Below are 17687 nucleotides of genomic sequence, written 5' to 3' on the forward strand. Positions count from 1 at the left end.
GTCAAGGCTCCAGTCACTCGGTCACAGCGTCGAGGCGTCGTCGGGGGTCCATCCGCAGTCGCAGGCCGCGCCCGTGCCCGCCGTCACGACCTGCTCGCACTCGGGGCAGCGGGCGTAGTCCCGCGCGGTGGCGGGGTACCAGACGCTGGTGTGGACGCGCGTGCACAGCCCGCCCTTGAAGAAGCGGCGCATGGCCCGCTGGTGCGGCCGGGCGTGGACCGCGCGCAGCGACTCGGGCCGGTCGAAGGCGCTGAGCGTGAACTTGCGCCCGCCGACGTCGAAGGTGGTCACGCCGAGGAAGCCGCGCGAGGCGCGCAGCGACTTGACGATCTCCACGCTGAGCAGGTCCACGTCGGCGGACTCGGCGTCGTCGCGGATCTCCAGCCAGGTCAGGACGAGCGCGCCGGGCCGCTCGGTGCGGCCGGTGGCGGCCCTGGCGCTCACGCCGAACTCGCGGCTCTCGTCGGCGGCGGGCACGAACCGCGCCGTGTGCCCGAGCGCCCCGGCGATCGCGAGCCGGTCGAACACCCGCCGCACGTGCACGCCACCGGGGCCGGCGGTGACCATGTCGAGGCCGGACACGGTGACGGTGCCCCCCGTCGCGGGCATGCCCAGGTACGCCTCGCGGTGGTCGGCCTCGAGGCTCCAGGACACGGCGGCGGCGTCCTCGTCCCCGACGACCGGACCGGTCCGGAAGCTCGGGTTCCTGAAGCGGGCCAGGGTGGCGGCGGCGTGCGCGGCCAGTTCCTCACCGGCCAGCGGGGCGGGGCAGTCGGGGTCGGTGTAGGTGTCGGTGCTGGCCGCGACCGCCGTGGCGTCGCCGGCCCGCCACGCCTCCAGGTGCGTCTCGGCCGTCTTCCTGGCGTCCATCAGGCCTCCCCCTCGTGCGGCCCGTCTTCCGGCAGCCGCCCGCTGCGCACCGCCAGGGCGACCGCCCGGACGTCGGTGTGGCTGATCGACACCCGGATCCACCCGGTGTCGCCGGACGCAGCGGGACCGGCGTCGTCCGCGAGATCGGTGACGTTCGCGGAATCGGCGTCGTCCGCGGAAGCGTCGGTGTTCGCCGCAGCGCCGGGGCCGGTGGCGGGCGGGAGTGCCGCCAGGTCGCCGTGCAGGCGTACGGCGGGCGGGTGCCCGCCGAGGCAGGCCCGGTCCGCCCGGCAGGCCGCGGTGGGGAGCGGCAGGATCTCCACCTGGCCGAGGCGCTCGGGGGTCGGCGGCAGGCCGAGCAGGCGCAGGACGGCGTGCTTGGCGGCCAGCCGTCCCGCCCAGTGCTGCAGGGTGCGCCCGCCCGACGACCTGAGGCGCTCGGCGCGCGTGTAGACGACCTCCAGCGGCATGTCCCCGACGAGGTCGCGGGGGCCGGCGAGCCCGGCGTGGCCGACGATCGCGCTCCCCCACCGCCTCACGCCGCCACCGCCTTCGCCAGCCGCCTGAGGGTGGCGGGGTCGGCCATGCTCAGGCAGCGCACCCCGGTGCGGCGGGCCAGCCCGGTGAGCACCTTGCTGTCCCCCACCTCGACCACGGACACCGGCCCGGAGACCGGCGTGGACGCCACCCCGGAGACCGGCACGGAGATCGGCCCGGAGATCGGCAGCGCGTCCGGCGCGGAGACCGGCGCCGTGCCGGGCGTCGTGCCCGGTGGCGCGGATGCGATCGCCTCCATCGTGCGGGTCCAGCGGACGCGGCCGGTGAGCTGGGCGACCAGCGCGTGGCGCAGGACGTCGAGGTCGTCGGTCGGCTCGCCGGTGACGTTGGGGACGACGGCGACGCGGGGAGCGCGCATGGGGGCCGCCGCCACCGCCTCGGCCCAGGCGCGCTCGGCCCCGGCCATCAGCGGCGAGTGGAAGGCGTCGCCCACCTTCAGTGGAACGATCTTGTCGGCGTCGGCGGCGAGGTCCGCGAGGCGGTCGAGCCCGGCCTGCGAGCCCGACACCACCACGTGGCCGGGCGCGTTCTCCAGCCCCACCACGACCGGTTCCCCGGGCGCGGAGGCCGCCGCGGCGAGCTCCTCGACCCGCTCCACCGGCAGGCCCATCACCGCCAGCATCCCGCCGTGGGCGGCGACCCCGGCCATGAGCCGGGCGCGCAGCTCCACCAGCCGGACCGTGCCGGCCAGGTCCAGCACCCCGGCCGCGTGCAGCGCGCTCAGCTCGCCCACGCTGTGCCCGGCCACGACGGTGGGCTCGTACCCGGCCTCGTCGAGCACGGCCAGCGCCGCCAGGTTGCAGGCCGTGACCGCGATCTGGGCGTGCTCGGTGGCGACCAGGCGCTCCAGCGGCCCCCGGGCGCACAGCGGTGAGATCGGCCGGGCCAGCAACGCGTCGACCTGGTCGAGGCGCCGCCGGGCCACCGGGCTGCGGTGCAGCCAGGCGCCCATGCCGACGCGGACCGTTCCCTGTCCGGGAAAGAGATAGCCCAGCATGTCGTCGTCTCCCTTCGCCGACTACAGCCGGCGCCTGGGGCGCCGCTCCTGGTGCGCGGGCCGTTCCGTGCCGAGGAAGCCGAGCAGCAGCTTGTTGACCTCGTCGGGGGCGTCCAGCGGGAGCCAGTGGCCGGCGTCGTCGATGCGCTCGTAGCGCCACGGGCCCTTGACGTACTTGCCGGAGGCGGCCATGCCCTCCTCCAGGAGCGCCTTGTCGCCCGCGCCCCAGATGCCGAGCGTCGGCGCGTACACCGGCGGGAACGGCCGGGCCGGGCGCAGCTCGGCCTCGGGCGAGCGGTTGGCCCGGTACCAGTTGAGCCCGGCGGTGAGCGCGCCGGGCCTGGCCAGGTCGCGCAGGTAGCGGTCGTGGTCGCCCTCGCGGCCCATGATCTCCTTGAACAGCCGCCAGCCGTTGCGCCGCAGCAGCTCCTCGCTCACCCCGGGGAACTGGTAGAAGAGCATGTACCAGGAGGCTGCGCGCTGCTCCAGCGAGGGCGTGGCGAAGACGCCGGGGTGGCCGACCGACAGGACCGCCAGGTGGTCGAGCCTGCGCGGCATCAGGAACGCGTACATCCAGGCGATCGCCGCCCCCCAGTCGTGGCCGACCAGGTGCGGGCGCTTGACGCCCAGGTGCAGCGTCAGGGCCACGATGTCGTTGACGATGGTCTGCATCCCGTACGCCGAGGCCTCCTGCGGCTTGCCGGAGTCGCCGAAGCCGCGCAGGTCGGGCGCGATGACCCGGAACCCGCCCTCGACGAGCGCCGGGATCTGGTGGCGCCACAGGTAGGAGGAGTCGGGGAAGCCGTGCAGCAGGATCACGGGGTCGCCCTCGCCCTCGTCCACGTAGGCGAGGTCCACGTCGTTGACGCGTACGGTTCTCTTCTCGGTCACGCCGTCTCCCTGGGCATCTCGGTCATGCCGTCTCCCTGAACAACCGCTCGGCGAAGAACTCGCTGAACCCGAACTCCGGTACGTCCTCCGGGGCGACCATGTTCAGCAGCCCGGTCACCTGCGCGGCGAAGTTGCGCGCCATGAGCCGTCGCACCCGGCGCCTGCGCTCGACGGCGGCGGGGCCGAACTCCACGTGCAGCCTGCTGATGATGGAGGCGCCGAAGGCCAGGCGCTCCAGGCGCGACTCTCGCTCGCTCACGTACGGCGTGAACGCCGCGGGCGACCAGTCGGAGGAGTCCAGCAGGATGTCGCAGACCGTGCGGGAGTCGCGCATGGCGCACGACAGGCCGGTGCCGAGCACGGTGTCGGCGTTGCCCGCCTCGTCGCCGATCAGGACGACGCCCTCGGTCAGCGGGGGCCCCTCGGGGACGCTGGACACCGACGGCCACACCGACAGCGGGCCCGCGGGCGTCGACTCGGTGACCGCCTTGCCCCGGTCGGGCAGGCACTGAAGCTCGAACGCGGCCAGGAAGCGCTCGACGGCGCCCGGCCCCCGGTAGCGGTGCTTGTTGACGGTCGGGAAGTTGAGGTAGAGGCGGGCCCGGCCGTACCCCTGGGGGAAGACCATGAACATGACGTCGCCCTCGGTGCCCATGGCCTGCACGTCGGGCGGCCAGCCGGCCATGTCCTCGACCATCATGCCGCCGCCCCAGTGGTGCATGGAGTTGCGCATGGTGATGCCGACCTGGCGGCCGACCGTGCAGCCCCGGCCGGTGGCCCCGATCACGATGCGCGGCCGCAGCTCGGCCGGGCCCTCGGGCGTCCGGTAGGTGACGACGGGCCGTTCCCCGGGGACGACGTTGATCTTCGAGGCGTCCATCACCAGGCGGGCGCCCCCCGGCCGTGGCCTGCTCGGCCATCAGCTCGCACACGGCGTGGTGCGGGAACGACATGGGGCCGCCGATGCCGGGGATGAACCTGGTCATGTCCACCGCCTCGACCTCGTCGTCGGCGACGGCCTCGTCCCAGGTCATCCACTCGCGGATCTCCCAGGCGCCGCCGGCCGAGAAGCAGTCGTCGACGCCCAGGCGCTGCGCCTCCCTGATGCCCCAGGGCGCCAGCCACTCGCCGCGGACCAGGTCCCGGTAGGCGTCCTGCTTCTCCAGCACCACCACGGAGAGCCCTCCGGCGGTCAGCTTGCAGGCGGCGGACGCGCCGGCGATGCCGCCGCCGACGATGACGACGTCGGGCCGCTCGGATCGGGTCACTGACCCCACCTCTCCCAGTAGGTCCGTTCCTTGGCGCGGTAGCGGTCGGCCGGGCGGAAGCCGGTCCCCAGCGTGTAGGCGACCGGGATCATGCAGACCTGCGTGACCCCGCTCGGGATGCCGAGCAGCCGCCCGGTCTCGCGTTCGTGCGGCACGTGCAGGCACGTGATCGTGCTGCCGAGTCCCCGGCTGCGCAGGGCCAGCTGGAAGGACCAGATGGCGGGGAAGATGGAGCCGTAGAAGATGCTGGCCCGCGTCTCGCCGTGCTGGACGAGGTGGCCGGGGTCCTCCTCGGCCAGGTCGGCCATCCGCACGCGCCACTGGGCGTTGATGGCGGCGATGTCCGGAGGCCGGCCGAGCACGCAGGGGATGACCAGCGCCGGCACCCTCGCGATCGTCTCGGTGAGCGCCCGCGCGGAGTCGTAGTTGCGGCGCGCCTGCGCGTCGTTGCGCCGCCGCCCGGCGTTGGTCCACATGTCGTTGCGGTGGAAGGCCCACGACGAGCGGATCATCTCGGCGAGCCTCTCCTTGACGTCCGCCTCGGTGATGACCAGCCAGCGCCAGTTCTGGTGGTTGTTGGCGGTGGGCGCCTGGACGGCGACCTCCAGGGCCTGTTCCACGACCTCCCGGGCCACGGGCCGGTCCAGGTCCAGCCTGCGGCGCACGGAACGGGTGGTGGTCAGCAGCCGGTCGGTCTCGGCCACGTCGAAGGGAGTGCTTGACGGGGTGCCGGACGGGGTGTCGTTCACGGCGCCTCCAGCAGGACGGCGCCGCGGACCGAGTCGTGCGCAGCGGTCAGCGCCAGCGCGCTCGCCACCGGCGCGGCGAGCTCGGGGCGGGTCACGTACGAGCCCAGGTCGCCGGTGAGCGGCGCGGCGAGCCCGGTCAGCGCCGGGGCCAGGCCGTCGCGGACGGCGAGCGCGGCCAGGGCGATGTTCATCGCGCCGGTGGCGGCCTGGCAGTCGCCGATCAGGGCCGCCGAGGCGGTGAGGAGCGCGTCCGGCATGCGGGCCAGGACCGCCGCCGCCTCCTCGCCGTCGCGGGGCAGGCCGGTGGCGGCGCCGACGACCAGGCCGGGTGCCGTCCCGGGCAGCGCGAGGCTGCGCGTCACCGGTCCGGCTCCCCGTCCGGCCGCGTGCCGGGTGCCGGCCACGCGGGCGTACGGCCTGCCGCCGCGCCCGGCGCAGTGCTCGGCCGACTCGACGACGAAGGCCACGGCCGCCGATCCGGCCGTCACCGGTGCCGCCTGCCCCCCGTAGGGCACCGGCCCGGCGGGGTCGAGGGTGTCGGGCGTGCCGGGGAGTCCGGGGGCGTGCCGGGCGGCGGTCTCGTCGGCGGCGACGACCAGGACCACCTCGGCCTTGCCCGCGTCGATCATCTCCAGGGCGCAGTCCAGGGCGATGGACGCCGAGGCCGCGCCGTTGCAGAGGGTCGTGGTGGGGCCGCGCAGCCCGAGCGTCTGGCAGACCGCGCCGCCGGTGGCGTTCAGCACCACGTTGGAGAAGCTCAGCACGGCCGGCTTGTTGGGGTTGAGGGCGATGCTGTCGTCGAAGCCGCCGGTGCTCTCGGCCGACCCGGCGCCGGTGGCGAAGACCAGCGCGACGTCGTCCAGCTCCTTGCGCGGCAGCTTGAGACCGGCATCCTCCCAGGCCAGGCGGGAGGCGGCGATGGCCAGGCGCGACAGGCGGTTCATGTGCCGCCACAGCGACCGCGGCGCGAACGTGCGGCCCTCCAGGGACGGGTCCCGCCCGTCGGCGCGGCGGCCCGCGGTGATCGCCGCGGCCGTCTCGGCGATGCCGGTGCCCGCGCCGGTGACCGGCCCCAGCCCGGTGATCACCGCTTCCCGGCGGGGCGTGGGCCCGTACGGGGCCGGGTCCCGCGGACGGGTCAGCACGAGCGAGACGTTGTTGCCGCCGAAGGCGTAGTTGTTGGAGACCACCGTGTCGATGGCCATCGTCCTGGCCCGGTTCGGCACGTAGTCCAGGTCGGCCCGCGCGCCGTCGTCGAAGCCGATCGTGGGCGGCGCCACGCCGTGGCGCAGCGCCAGCACGCTCGCCACGGCCTCGACCGCGCCGGCCGCGCCGAGGGTGTGGCCGACGAAGGACTTGATGCTGCTGGTGGGCACCTGCGAGGCGCGGTCGCCGAAGACCAGGCGCATGACCTTGGCCTCCATGGTGTCGTTGGCCGGGGTGCCGGTGCCGTGCCCGCTGACGTAGTGGACGTCGCCGGGGGTGAGCCCGGCCTCGGCCAGCGCGCGGCGCATCGCACCGGCCCCGCCGCGCCCGGTGGGGTCGGGTGCGGTGGCGTGGTAGGCGTCGGCGGACAGCCCGTAGCCGGCGACCTCCGCCAGCGGCGTGGCCCCCCGGGCGAGCGCCAGGTCCAGCGGTTCCAGCAGCAGGAACGCGGCGCCCTCGCCGAGGTTGAGCCCGTCGGAGTGGCTGTAGGGCCGGCACGGGCCGGTGCTGAGCGCCTGCAGCCCGGCGAAGCCCGCGTAGGTGCCGAACAGCAGCGGGTCGACGCCACCGGCCAGGACCGCGTCGGCCTCACCGGTGAGGATCTTGTCCCTGGCCAGGCCGACCGCGTTGCCGCCGGCGGCGCAGGCGGTCGAGACGAGGATGCGCGGCCCGCCCAGGCCGAGCCGCTCGGCGACCACGTCGGCGGTGTGGTGCATGGGCTGGTAGCTCCCCCCGGGGCCGGGGGTGGCCTGGCACTTGCCGAGGATGATGCCGAACCGGCCGGGATCGGGTGCCGTCCGTGCCGGATCGGCCTGCCCCGGCCCCCCGGCCCGGCCGGCCTGTCCGGCCTGTTCGATCGCCTGGCGGGCGGCGACGAGCGCGAGCCGCGCGGTGCGGTCCCCGGCCGCCTCGTCCGCGGGGAGCTGGTCGTCGATCCACGCGTCGGGCACCTGTCCGGCGTACCTGGCGGTGAACACGGCGAACGCCTCGTCCTCGATCGGGGTGAGCCCGCCCCTGGCCGTGGTGAGCCGCGTCCAGAACTCCGCGGGGTCTCTGCCGGCCGCGCAGATGATGCCCAGTCCGGTGACGACGACGGGCCGCAGCGCCATGCTCTGCCTCCTTCTCAGCGTTACCGGCCGATCAGATGATCGGGATGCTCCAGCTCTTGGGCACGATGTACGGGCTGGTCAGTGTGGTGACGCCGAGACCGCCGACGGTGAGGTCGAGGCCGGCCGCCGCCAGTTCGGGGTCCACCCTGGCCAGGCCGAGGGTGGCGCCGAGGCCGGTGCTGTGCACGGCGTGGACGACCTCGCCCACGTCCTGGCCGCCGGCGAGCACGCGGGTGCCCGGTGCCGGGACGTCGCCGCCGCCGGTGAACCCGACCGTGCGCCGCCCGCCTCCGGACTCGAACGCCTCCACCACGGCGGCGCGGCCGACGAAGTCGGCCTTGGTGATGTCGACCAGCCAGTTGGCGCCGATCTCGATCACCGTGGCGCCCGGGGTGACCTCGTGGCGCGGGATCGGCTGGCGCACCTCCAGCATCGCCAGCTCCAGCGCCTCCTGCCCGGCGGGCTGGGCGTGCTCCAGCGCACCCGCCCACAGGCCGGGCGCGGCCTCGCGCGGGACGATCATCTGGTAGCCGTACTCGCCGGTGTAGCCGGTCCTGGCGAAGATCATGTCCACGCCGTCCCAGACGGTGTCCACGACGGACTCGAACGGCAGCGAGGCGAGCTCGCCGTCGATCAGGCGGCCGACCACGCCCCACGCGTAGGGGCCCTCCAGGCCGATGACCGTGAGCTCCGCGGAGCGGTCGGCGACCTCGACGTCGTCCTCGGCGTGCGCCAGCACGTGGTCCAGCAGGCGGGCGCCGGCGCCGCAGGAGCTCTCCAGGAGCAGCCCGTCCTCCCGGCCGAAGGCGATGACCTGGTCCACGACCCGGCCGGACTCGTCCAGGACGAGGCTCATCATGCAGCGGTCGGAGGTGAGGTACTCCACGTCGCGGGCCAGCAGCCGCTGGGCGAGGTCCACGGCGCCGGGGCCGGTGATCTCGACGAGCCCGTGCCCGCCGAGGTCGAGCACGGCCGCGCGCTCCCTGAGCACCCGGTACTCCTGCGAGAGGGAGGAGAAGCGCAGCGGGACGGTGGAGTCGCCCACGTCACCGTGGACGGTCCCCTCCGGATGCCGGGTCGCGAGGACGTTGACCATGGTTCACACCTTTCGCGCGGGACGTTGGTTCGCCGGATCGGCGATCGTGAGGTTTCCTTCGGCGGCGACCCGGCCGTCCACCCGGGCCGAGACCCGGTACTCGGCGAATCCGGCGCCGCCGCCGGTCTGCTCGGCGGTGAGCACGAGCTGGTCGCCGGGCACAACCGGGCGGCGGAAGCGCATCGACCTGACGCCCGCGAGGTAGCCGATCTCGCTGGCGCCCGCCAGGGCGAAGACCACGCCGGCGAGCTGGGCCATGGCCTCGACGACCACGACGCCGGGCAGGACCGCCTGGCCGGGGAAGTGACCCTGGAACCACGGCTCGGTGCCGGTGACGTTCTTGGTCGCCGTCCCCTTGACGCCCGGGACCACCTTGACGACCCGGTCGAGCAGCAGCATCGGCCAGCGGTGCGGCAGCACGGCGCGGATCTGGTCGTGGGACAACCCGGAGACGGCCTGCGCCTGGGTCGCCGTCGTCGCCGTCGGGGACGCCGTCGTCGTCTGGGCCGCCGCCTGGGTCACCGTCATGCCGGGGCCCTCAGCGTGGGGTCGACCTCGTCGGCGAGCCGCGACACCGAGCCGAACACCGCCATGTCGCTGTCGTAGAGCGCGACGCCGAACTCGGCCTCGATGGCGACGTAGAGCTCCAGCACGTCGAGGCTGTCCAGTTCGAGGCCGCGGCCGAACAGCGGCTGGTCGTCGGTGATCCAGCCGGGCTCGATCTCCAGGTCGAGCCGCGACACGATCATCTTCTTGATCTGGCTGCAGGTCTGCCGCCGGTGGGCGGCCTTCGCCCGCAGTTCGTCGATGGTCATGGGTTCTCCTTGTGCGCCGTGCTGAAGGGCGGGCGGGTCACTGGAGGCCGCCGCCGTGCGCGACGACCACCGAGCCGGACATGTACGAGGCCTTGTCCGAGGCGAGGAAGCTGACGATGGAGGCGATCTCCTCCGGCCGGCCCATCCGGCCCAGGCGGATGCGCGACTCGTAGCGCTTCCTGATGTCGGCGGGCACCGTGCGGGTCATGTCGGTGGAGACGAAGCCCGGCGCGACCACGTTGGCGCGCACCCCGTGCGGGGCCGCCTCGTTGGACAGCGCGTGGGTGAAGGCGATGATCGCACCCTTGGACGCCACGTAGTTGGTCTGGCCGGGGAAGCCGCCGTCGAGCCCGCTGGAGGAGGAGATGGTGATGATGGACCCGCTCCGCTGGTGCTGCATCAGCTTGAGCGCCTCGCGGCAGGCGAGGAAGGTGCCGACGAGGTTGGTGTCCAGGGGGGCGCGGAACTGCTCCAGGCTCATCGCGATGAGGTACCGGTCCCGGGTGACGCCGGCGCTGGTCACCAGCACGTCGAGCCGCCCGTGGTCGGCCCGCACGGTGCGGAAGAGGCGCTTGACGGCGTCCTCGTCGGTGACGTCGGCCTGTACGGTGCTCGCGCTGCCGCCCTCCCGGGCGATCTGGTCGGCCACCTCCTTGGCGTCACTCTCGGACCGGGCGTAGTTGACGACGACGTGGGCGCCCTCCCGGGCCAGGTCGAGCGCGACGGCCCGGCCGATCCCGCGGGACCCGCCCGTCACCACGGCCACAGAGCCGGGGGCAAAGAGCATCATCTCTCCAGGAATTCGATAATCGCCGCAGGATTAATGGATCTTTACGCATAAGCTACTAAGAGCTGATATCACGCCTACATCATCCAGATATCTGGCAATTGACCTGAACATTCTTTATCTACGAGTGTTAGGTCATGAATAAGGTTGATGTCGACGTTCTGGTGGTCGGAGGCGGGCCCGTCGGGCTCAGCACCGCCGTTGAACTCGCCCGCCACGGAATATCCGTGCTGCTGGTGGAGAGGCGCCCGGACACGTCGGCTTTCCCGAAGGCCCGCCTGATCACCACCAGGACGATGGAGATCCTGCGCGGCTGGGGCGTCCACGACGAGGTGGAGCGCACCGGCATGCCCCGGGAGGAGTACCTCGCGGTGGGCGTCGGCAGCTCCCTGACCGCCGACGACTTCGTCCGGTCGGCCGCCGAGCTGGAACGGGACGCCCCGCAGAGCCCCACCTACACCTTCCTGTGCGCGCAGGACCGCCTGGAGGTGATCCTCCGGCGGCTGGCCGAGTCCCGTCCGGAGGCGGACGTGTGGTTCGGCGCCACGATGACCGGCATGAGCGCGACCGCCGACGGCGTGACGGCGACCGTGAGACGCACCGGCGACGGGACGACGCCCGGCACCGGCGACGGCACCACCGCCGGCGGCGGGACGGCGACCGGCACGAGCACCACCGCCGGCGGCGAGACGGTCGTGCGCTGCCGCTACCTGGTGGCCGCCGACGGCAGCCGCAGCGGCGTGCGCGAGGACCTCGGCATCGCCGTCGAGGGGCCTCCGCCGCTCGGCCACATGATCAGCATCATGTTCGAGGCGGACCTCGGCTTCCTGCCCCCCGACCGGCGGGCCGCGCTGTCGTTCCTGAGTGACCCGCCCTGCGCCGTGGAGGCGGTGGACCACGAGCGGCGCTGGATGGTGCAGACCGGCTACGAGCCCGAGCTGGGCGGCAGCCCGGCGGACTTCACCGAGGAGGTCTGCCTGGCGGCCGTGCGCGCCGCCGTCGGCGTGCCCGACCTGCCCGTCACCGTCCTCGGCGTGATGCCGTGGCTGCAGCAGGCCAAGGTCGCCACCGCCTTCCGGGCCGGGCCGGTCTTCCTGGCGGGCGACGCCGCGCACGTGGCGACACCGCAGGGCGGGTTCGGCATGAACTGCGGCATCCAGGACGCGCACAACCTGGCCTGGAAGCTGGCCGCGGTGCTGCGCGGCACGGCGGGCGAGGAGCTGCTGGACACTTACGAGGCCGAACGCCGGCCCGTCGCGGTCCGCACGGTGGACGAGAGCCTGAACAACGCGCTGATCACCTTCGCGATGATGGAGGGCCGGCTGTCCATGCGGGAGGCGATCGAGCGGCAGGCCGGGCGGCGCAGCTGCGAGGGGCTGGTGCTGGGGTTCGGCTACGACTCCGGCGCCGTGCTGCCCGACGGCACCGCGCCCCCCCGCACCCGCCGACCCGTACCGGACCTACGTCCCCACGGCCCGGCCCGGGCACCGGGCCCCGCACGTGTGGCTGCACGGTCCGCACGGACGCGTCTCGACGCTGGACCTGCTCGGCCCGCACTTCACGCTGCTCGCCCCCGCGGGCGCCGGCTGGCCCGCGGCGGCCACGGAGACGGCCCGCCTCACCGGTGTCCCGCTCACCGTCGCGGAGATCTCGGACGCCGACGTCCCGGACACCGACGTCCCGAACACCGGCACCACGGGGGCCGGCGCCTCCCGTCCCCCGGGCCCGCTCGTCTCCCCCACCTGGGCCAAGGAGTACGAGCTCGGTCCCGGCGGCGCCGTCCTCGTCCGCCCGGACGGTCACGTCGCCTGGCGCTCCCCGGGTGGCCCGGCCTCGGCGCGGACGCTCACCGAGGCCCTCGGCCGGATCCTGTCCAGGCGCTGACGCGGTGACCCCCGGCGACCGGCCGGGGTCCACGGGGCGGACCACCCGGCGGGCACGGGCCGGGTGCGGGCCGGCGCCCGGTCCGGTGCGGTGGCCTCAGGCGGCGGGCTGACCCGCGCGGGAGCGCAGGCGGGCGGCGCCGAGCCGCAGCGACAGCGGGTTGCCGCCCGAGGTGACCACGAGGTCCGACACCGCCTGGGGGCCGAGCGCCCCGCCGACCAGCAGGTCCGCCAGGTGCCTGGCCGCGTCGTCGGTCAGGGGCCGCAGGAACGCCCGGTCGGCCCCCTGCCGGGCCACCAGGTCGTCGAGCGGGTCGGCGCTGGTGACGATGACCCGGCAGTCCGGCCCGCTGGGCAGCAGCGGCAGCACCTGGTCGCCGTGCTCGGCGCCGTCCAGAACGACCAGCAGCCGTCTGCGTGCCGTGCAGCTCCGGTAGAGGGCGAGCTTCTCGGCGGGGTCGGACGGCATGTCCTGCACCCCGAGCGCCCGCAGGAAGCGGTCCATCACCGGTGCGGGCCCGGTGCCGCCCATGTCGGCGTACAACTGCCCGTCGGGGAAGCGGTCGGCCCGGCGGTGCGCCCAGTGCACCGCCAGCGTGGTCGTGCCGACGCCCGCCGCCCCGCACAGCACCATGGCGCCCGGCGCGCGGGCGGAACCCAGGATCGCGTCCAGCGTGGCCAGCTCCTCGTCGCGGCCCACGAACGGCAGGACCTGCGGCGGGAGCTGCGAGGGCATCGGCCGGGCGGCGGAGGGCCGCGACACGGGCGGGCGCATCAGGGCCGACTCGTCCCGCAGGATCTGCTCGTGCAGCCGCCGCAGGGCCGGGCCGGGTTCGAGGCCGATCTGCTTCAGCAGGTAACGGCGGGTCTCCTGGTAGGTCCGCAGCGCGTCGGCGCGCCGGCCCGCCCGGTACTGCGCCAGCATGAGCTGCGCCCGTACCCGCTCCCGGAAGGGCGACTCGGCCACGAGGGCGAGCAGCTCGGGGATCACCTGGTGGTGGCGGCCGAGCTCGATCTCCAGCACCAGGCAGGTCTCCAGTGCCTCCAGCCGCGACTCGGCCATCCGCGCCGCGTCGTAGCGCAGCCCGCGGATGTCCTCGAACGGCTGGCCGCGCCAGAGCGCGAGCGCGTCGCGCAGCAGCAGGACGGCGTCCTCGCGCTCACCGGCGGCCGCCTGGCCGCGCGAGCGCGCCACCAGCTCCCGGAACCGGAGCCAGTCGATGGCGGCCGGGGCGGCGCGCAGCAGGTAGCCGGGGCTGGAGGTCTCGATCAGGCCCGCGCCGAGCGTGCGGCGCAGCCGCGAGACGCAGATGGCCACCTGCCGCCAGGCGCTCGGGGGGGCCGAGCCCGCCCACACGGCCTCGACGAGCCGTTCCACGCTCATCACGCGGTTGGCGTTGAGCAGCAGGCTGGCCAGGATGACCAGTTCCCTGTTGGCGCTCATGGGCAGCTCGGTGCCGTCCTTGAACACTTTGAGCGGGCCGAGCACGTGGAACTCGAACGCGGGCGCCCGGCCGGGCGCGGGGCGCTCCATCAGGCGGCCAGACGGCGTTCGAGCACGTCGGCGGCGCGTGCCGTGCCGCCCGCCGCCTCGATCTCCCGCCGCATCCCGTCCGCGGCCCGCCGCATGCCCTCGTCCGAGGCGACGGCGAGCACCGTCTCCATCAGGCGGTCCGGGGTGAGGACGGCGGAGTCGAGCACCCGGCCGAGCCCGAGCTCCTCGACGCGGCGGGCACTGAGCCGGTCGATGGCGGTGGCGGGGAGCAGGACCGAGGGACGGCCCCGGTAGAGCGTCTCCATGACGGTCCCCATGCCGGCGTGGGTGACCGCCACCGACGCGTGGCGCAGCACGTCCAGGTGCGACACCCACCGGTGGACCTCGACGTTGGGCGGCAGCGCGCCGAGGTCGGCCGGGTCCATGCCGTCGCCCAGCGTGATCACGGCCCGCCAGGGCAGCTCGGCGAAGGCCCGCACGCAGGTGCGGAACACCTCCGGGCGGCTGCTGAGCACGGTACCGAAGGACAGCAGTGCGATCGGCAGCCCGTCCCCCGGTGGCTCCCATCCGCCCAGGAAGCGGCGCTCGCCCAGGCAGGGGCCGACGAAGGCGAACCGCTCGTCGAAGGTGTCGCCGGCGAACTGGAAGGCGCGCGGCAGGGCGACCAGGGTGGAGTCCTGCACCTCCCACCACAGTTCGGTGGGGTCGGCCCGCACGCCGTGGGCTTCGGCGAGGTCGCGGGTCCTGGCGAGCATGCCGTCCACCCAGCCCGGGAACTCGGCAACGGCCCCGCCGTCCTCCTCGGCGTAGATGGCCGACAGGAAGGAGAAGTGGGCGTTGGAGGCGAAGACGGGGATGAGCTGCGTGGCGGGCACCCCCCACTTCCTGGCCAGGATGCGCCCGGCGTGCAGGACGGAGAGGTCGTAGACGATCACGTCCGGCCTGTGCTCGGGGCCGGCTGCGGCGAGCATCTCCGTGCTCTCGTCGAGGAAGAGCGAGAGCAGGCCGAGCGGGTCGTCCTCCAGCTTCCGCAGCTCCACGTCCTGGTAGATCGAGTCGTACGGGAGCACGGTGGCTCCGGCCTGCGTCACCGGCCCGGCCATCGTGGGCGAGGTGAGATAGGTGACCTGGTTCCCCCGGCGGACCAGTTCGGCGACCACGGCGAGGCTGGGAATGACGTGTCCGTGGTCGGGTTGGCACATGAAAAGAAAACGCCCCGTCATTGGATCCTCCCGAGGGCTTTGCGCTTTACGTGCGGTGCCCAATCTAGGGGGGGTGGAAGGGACGGTCTCCCCTACCGTGCCCCTTATGTTCGCGCCTTTTCTAGGGGTTCCCCCGCTCCGGGAAGGGGTGGTGATCCGGGGCCGCCGGAGTCCGGGGAGAACGAACGCGGATCGCCTTCCCGGACGTCCCCGCGGCCCGGCCGGCGTCCCCGGCCACGGCGGACGCCCGGCACCGGGACGGGGCCGCCCGGGAGCCGCGCCCGCGACGTCCACCCCGGGGTGCGAGTAGGGGTCGTCTCACGGCCACCGCGCACGACGGCCCACCGCGGCGCGCGGGACACGCGGGACACGCGGGAGGGTCGTCACCGCACCGTGTACGGCGCCGGGGCGGGCCTGTAGTCCGGGAGCAGTCCCTGTGCCGCCGCCTCGGCCAGGGTGGGTGCGGCGGCGTCGCGCTCCGACAGCGCCGGTGGCCGCCCGCCCGGCAGCGGCAGCGCGAGGTCCTCGTCGAGGACCGACAGGGTGAGGTCGTCCTCCTCGCGGTACTCGGCGGACAGCAGGGAGCACATCACGGTGTCGTCCTCCAGCGCGGCGAACGCGTGACCGGTGCCCGGCGGCAGGTAGACGGCGCGGCCGTTGCCGGCGGTCAGCTCCACCGCCTCCCAGCGGCCGAACGTCGGAGAGCCCACCCGCAGGTCGACGACCATGTCCAGAGCGCGGCCACCGGCGCAGAAGACGTACCTGGCGGTGCCGGGCGGGGTCAGCGTGTAGTGCACGCCACGCACCACCCCGCGCCGGGAGACGTTCCGGCCGGTCTGCACGACCGGGAAGAGCGGGCGGCCCGTCGCGGCGGCGAACGCGCTCTCCTGGTACGGCGAGGCGAAGCTGCCGCTCGGGTCGGATCGGACCTCGGGGTCGAACACGAAGGCGCCGGCCACGGCCAGCTCGCGGTGCCTCACCCGCCGGTCCGCGTTCCCCGGTGATCGGTCATGGCGTTCACCCCGAAAGCGTAGGAACGCCGCGGCCGGGAGCAGAACCCCTATCATCCGGCTCCCCGCGGGGCAGGGGACCGCGCGTGAGCAGGGGTTGAGCGGTCCCGGCGGCCCGTGACAGCGTCGCCACCGGCGGACCGCCGACGGACCACCGCGGACGGACGACGGACCGCAGACGGACGGACGGCCGACGGGCGACAGAGGGGCGGCAGACGGACGGCAGACGGACGGCGCTGTGAGGAGCTTGTCATCACCGACGTACAGGAGTGGCTGCGCGAGACGGCCGGGCACACGTTCATGAGCGTGACCCGGCTGCCCCTGGAGGAGCTGGCCGGCTGGTACGAGGACCCGGGGACGGGCGACATCCGCCATCGCAGCGGCCGGTTCTTCACGGTCGAGGGACTCGACGTGCGCCGGCCCGGGTGGGCGGTACCGGCCTGGACCCAGCCGATCATCAACCAGCCCGAGGCGGGCATCCTCGGCATCCTGCTCAAGCGCGTGGGCGGGGTGCCGTACCTGCTGATGCAGGCCAAGAACGAGCCGGGCAACATCGACGGGCCGCAGCTCTCGCCCACGGTGCAGGCGACCAGGAGCAACTACACCGGGGTGCACCGGGGGCGGCCGGTGCCGTACCTGGACCTCTTCCGGGAGCCGCGCGGGCGGGTGCTGGCCGACGTGCGCCAGTCGGAGCAGGGCGCCTGGTTCTACCGCAAGCGCAACCGCAACATGGTCGTGGAGGTCGGCGAGGAGGTGGCCGCGGCCGAGGGGTTCCGGTGGCTGCCGCTGCGGCGGGTGCGGGAGCTGCTGTCGGTGCCCGATCTGGTCAACATGGACGTCCGGACGGTGCTGGCGTGCCTGTCGGCGCGGGACGGCCGGGCGGACGACGGGCTCGCCGGTGGGCCCGGTCGTGGGTCCAGTCGTGGGTCCGGTGGTGGGTTCGGTGCCCTGATGGAGCGCTCGCGCGACCCGGGCGCGGACGCCGCGCACGGCACGCGGGAGATCCTGAGCTGGCTCAGCGGTGTCCGCTCCACGGTGGACGTCCAGACCAGGCCGCTGCCGCTCAACCGGCTGCGCGGCTGGCACCGCTCCGGTGGCCGTATCTCGCATGAGAGCGGCGGGTTCTTCGACGTCGTCGGCGTGCGCGTGGAGGCGCACGGCCGCGAGGTGAGCCGGTGGACACAGCCGATGATCGAGCCGGTGGGCACGGGGCTCGTCGCCTTCCTGGTCAGACCGGTCCGCGGGGTGCTGCACGCGCTGGTGCACGCCCGCGCCGAGCCCGGCTGCACCGACGTGGTGGAGCTGGCCCCGACCGTGCAGTGCGCGCCGGGCAACTACGACCACCTGCCGGCGCGGGCCCGGCCGGTGCTGCTGGAGAGGGTGCTGGAGACGGTGAGGACTCTGCCCGGGCGGGTGCTCTTCGACACCGTCCTGTCGGAGGAGGGCGGACGTTTCTACCACGCGCGCAACCGCTACCTGGTCGTCGAGACCGACGAGGATCCGCTGCCCGGTCATCCGTCGTTCCGCTGGCTCGCCCTGCACCAGCTCGACGGGCTGCTGCGGCACAGCTACTACCTGAACATCCAGGCCCGCACCCTGATCGCCTGCCTGCACGGCCTGACGGACACGGCGGGCACGACGGTGGCGGCGGACACGGCGGCGGCGGGCACGACGGGCGCGAGGATGGCGGCGGACGCACACCGGTGGCCCGTCACCGGAGGGGTCCGATGACCCTCGCGAGGTCCTCCATG

The 17687-nt window shown here is 74.2% G+C and carries 17 protein-coding genes and 2 pseudogenes; 4 read left to right on the plus strand and 15 right to left on the minus strand.

Features of this window, described 5'->3' with window-relative positions; genetic code table 11:
* Positions 1 to 21 precede the first annotated feature (21 nt).
* Genes ABD832_RS29155 through ABD832_RS29175 form a run of 5 tightly spaced genes read right to left on the minus strand, consistent with a single transcriptional unit; the run spans position 22 to position 4196 of the window.
* Entirely contained in the window at positions 22 to 870 is an 849-nt protein-coding gene (locus ABD832_RS29155) for an ester cyclase (protein WP_344901152.1), read from the minus strand.
* The gene (locus ABD832_RS29160) at positions 870 to 1409 is read right to left on the minus strand and encodes a holo-ACP synthase (protein WP_344901155.1); all 540 of its coding nucleotides are present in this window, start codon (positions 1407 to 1409) and stop codon (positions 870 to 872) included. Before ABD832_RS29160 ends, ABD832_RS29155 begins: the two co-directional genes overlap by 1 nt.
* Positions 1406 to 2425: an ACP S-malonyltransferase gene (locus ABD832_RS29165; protein ID WP_344901158.1), complete on the minus strand. Its 1020-nt coding sequence runs from the start codon at positions 2423 to 2425 to the stop codon at positions 1406 to 1408. The genes ABD832_RS29160 and ABD832_RS29165 overlap by 4 nt, the downstream gene beginning before the upstream one ends.
* 21 nt (positions 2426 to 2446) lie before the next feature.
* A complete protein-coding gene (locus ABD832_RS29170; RefSeq protein ID WP_344901161.1) occupies positions 2447 to 3316 on the minus strand; it encodes an alpha/beta fold hydrolase in 870 nt (289 codons plus the stop codon).
* Positions 3317 to 3338: 22 nt separating this feature from the next.
* Positions 3339 to 4196 (minus strand): NAD(P)/FAD-dependent oxidoreductase, encoded by an 858-nt coding sequence (locus tag ABD832_RS29175; protein WP_344901166.1) that lies wholly within the window; start codon positions 4194 to 4196, stop codon positions 3339 to 3341.
* An 83-nt stretch (positions 4197 to 4279) separates the two neighbouring features.
* Between ABD832_RS29175 and ABD832_RS29180 the strand changes: the two genes are divergently transcribed.
* Positions 4280 to 4465 (plus strand): hypothetical protein, encoded by a 186-nt coding sequence (locus ABD832_RS29180; RefSeq protein ID WP_344901169.1) that lies wholly within the window; start codon positions 4280 to 4282, stop codon positions 4463 to 4465.
* Here ABD832_RS29180 and ABD832_RS29185 read toward each other — a convergent pair.
* The 7 genes and pseudogenes from ABD832_RS29185 to fabG form a co-directional block, all read right to left on the minus strand.
* Positions 4429 to 4593 (minus strand): annotated as a pseudogene (locus ABD832_RS29185) (FAD-dependent oxidoreductase); the annotation flags it as partial. The gene ABD832_RS29180 and the pseudogene ABD832_RS29185 overlap by 37 nt on opposite strands.
* A complete protein-coding gene (locus ABD832_RS29190) occupies positions 4581 to 5333 on the minus strand; it encodes a nitroreductase family protein (protein WP_344901172.1) in 753 nt (250 codons plus the stop codon). The pseudogene ABD832_RS29185 and the gene ABD832_RS29190, both read right to left, overlap by 13 nt.
* The gene (locus ABD832_RS29195) at positions 5330 to 7648 is read right to left on the minus strand and encodes a beta-ketoacyl synthase N-terminal-like domain-containing protein (protein ID WP_344901175.1); all 2319 of its coding nucleotides are present in this window, start codon (positions 7646 to 7648) and stop codon (positions 5330 to 5332) included. The genes ABD832_RS29190 and ABD832_RS29195 overlap by 4 nt, the downstream gene beginning before the upstream one ends.
* A 31-nt stretch (positions 7649 to 7679) precedes the next feature.
* A complete protein-coding gene (locus tag ABD832_RS29200) occupies positions 7680 to 8744 on the minus strand; it encodes an aminomethyl transferase family protein (RefSeq protein WP_344901178.1) in 1065 nt (354 codons plus the stop codon).
* A 3-nt stretch (positions 8745 to 8747) separates the two neighbouring features.
* Positions 8748 to 9272, minus strand: coding sequence for a 3-hydroxyacyl-ACP dehydratase FabZ (gene fabZ, locus ABD832_RS29205; protein ID WP_344901181.1), 525 nt, complete (start codon positions 9270 to 9272; stop codon positions 8748 to 8750).
* Positions 9269 to 9559: an acyl carrier protein gene (locus tag ABD832_RS29210; protein ID WP_344901184.1), complete on the minus strand. Its 291-nt coding sequence runs from the start codon at positions 9557 to 9559 to the stop codon at positions 9269 to 9271. Before ABD832_RS29210 ends, fabZ begins: the two co-directional genes overlap by 4 nt.
* Positions 9560 to 9596: 37 nt before the next feature.
* Positions 9597 to 10349, minus strand: a complete 753-nt coding sequence (gene fabG, locus ABD832_RS29215; RefSeq protein WP_344901187.1) for a 3-oxoacyl-ACP reductase FabG — start codon at positions 10347 to 10349, stop codon at positions 9597 to 9599.
* A 134-nt stretch (positions 10350 to 10483) separates the two neighbouring features.
* Here fabG and ABD832_RS29220 point away from each other — a divergent pair.
* Both ABD832_RS29220 and ABD832_RS29225 read left to right on the plus strand, forming a co-directional pair.
* A pseudogene (locus ABD832_RS29220) lies at positions 10484 to 11614 on the plus strand (FAD-dependent oxidoreductase); the annotation flags it as partial.
* A gap of 232 nt (positions 11615 to 11846) precedes the next feature.
* The gene (locus ABD832_RS29225; RefSeq protein WP_344901804.1) at positions 11847 to 12230 is read left to right on the plus strand and encodes an aromatic-ring hydroxylase C-terminal domain-containing protein; all 384 of its coding nucleotides are present in this window, start codon (positions 11847 to 11849) and stop codon (positions 12228 to 12230) included.
* Positions 12231 to 12326: 96 nt separating this feature from the next.
* Here ABD832_RS29225 and ABD832_RS29230 read toward each other — a convergent pair whose 3' ends face one another.
* From ABD832_RS29230 to ABD832_RS29240, 3 genes are all read right to left on the minus strand, one after another.
* Positions 12327 to 13763 (minus strand): AfsR/SARP family transcriptional regulator, encoded by a 1437-nt coding sequence (locus ABD832_RS29230; protein WP_344901190.1) that lies wholly within the window; start codon positions 13761 to 13763, stop codon positions 12327 to 12329.
* Positions 13763 to 14947, minus strand: a complete 1185-nt coding sequence (locus ABD832_RS29235; protein WP_344901193.1) for a macrolide family glycosyltransferase — start codon at positions 14945 to 14947, stop codon at positions 13763 to 13765. Before ABD832_RS29235 ends, ABD832_RS29230 begins: the two co-directional genes overlap by 1 nt.
* Positions 14948 to 15309: 362 nt before the next feature.
* Positions 15310 to 15906, minus strand: a complete 597-nt coding sequence (locus ABD832_RS29240) for a dTDP-4-dehydrorhamnose 3,5-epimerase family protein (RefSeq protein ID WP_344901196.1) — start codon at positions 15904 to 15906, stop codon at positions 15310 to 15312.
* Positions 15907 to 16188: 282 nt separating this feature from the next.
* Between ABD832_RS29240 and ABD832_RS29245 the strand changes: the two genes are divergently transcribed.
* Positions 16189 to 17667, plus strand: coding sequence for an NDP-hexose 2,3-dehydratase family protein (locus ABD832_RS29245; protein WP_413224687.1), 1479 nt, complete (start codon positions 16189 to 16191; stop codon positions 17665 to 17667).
* The last annotated feature ends 20 nt before the right edge of the window (positions 17668 to 17687 follow it).

Origin of the sequence: Streptosporangium longisporum, from assembly GCF_039534895.1 — a bacterium.
Taxonomy (GTDB): Bacteria; Actinomycetota; Actinomycetes; order Streptosporangiales; family Streptosporangiaceae; genus Streptosporangium; species Streptosporangium longisporum.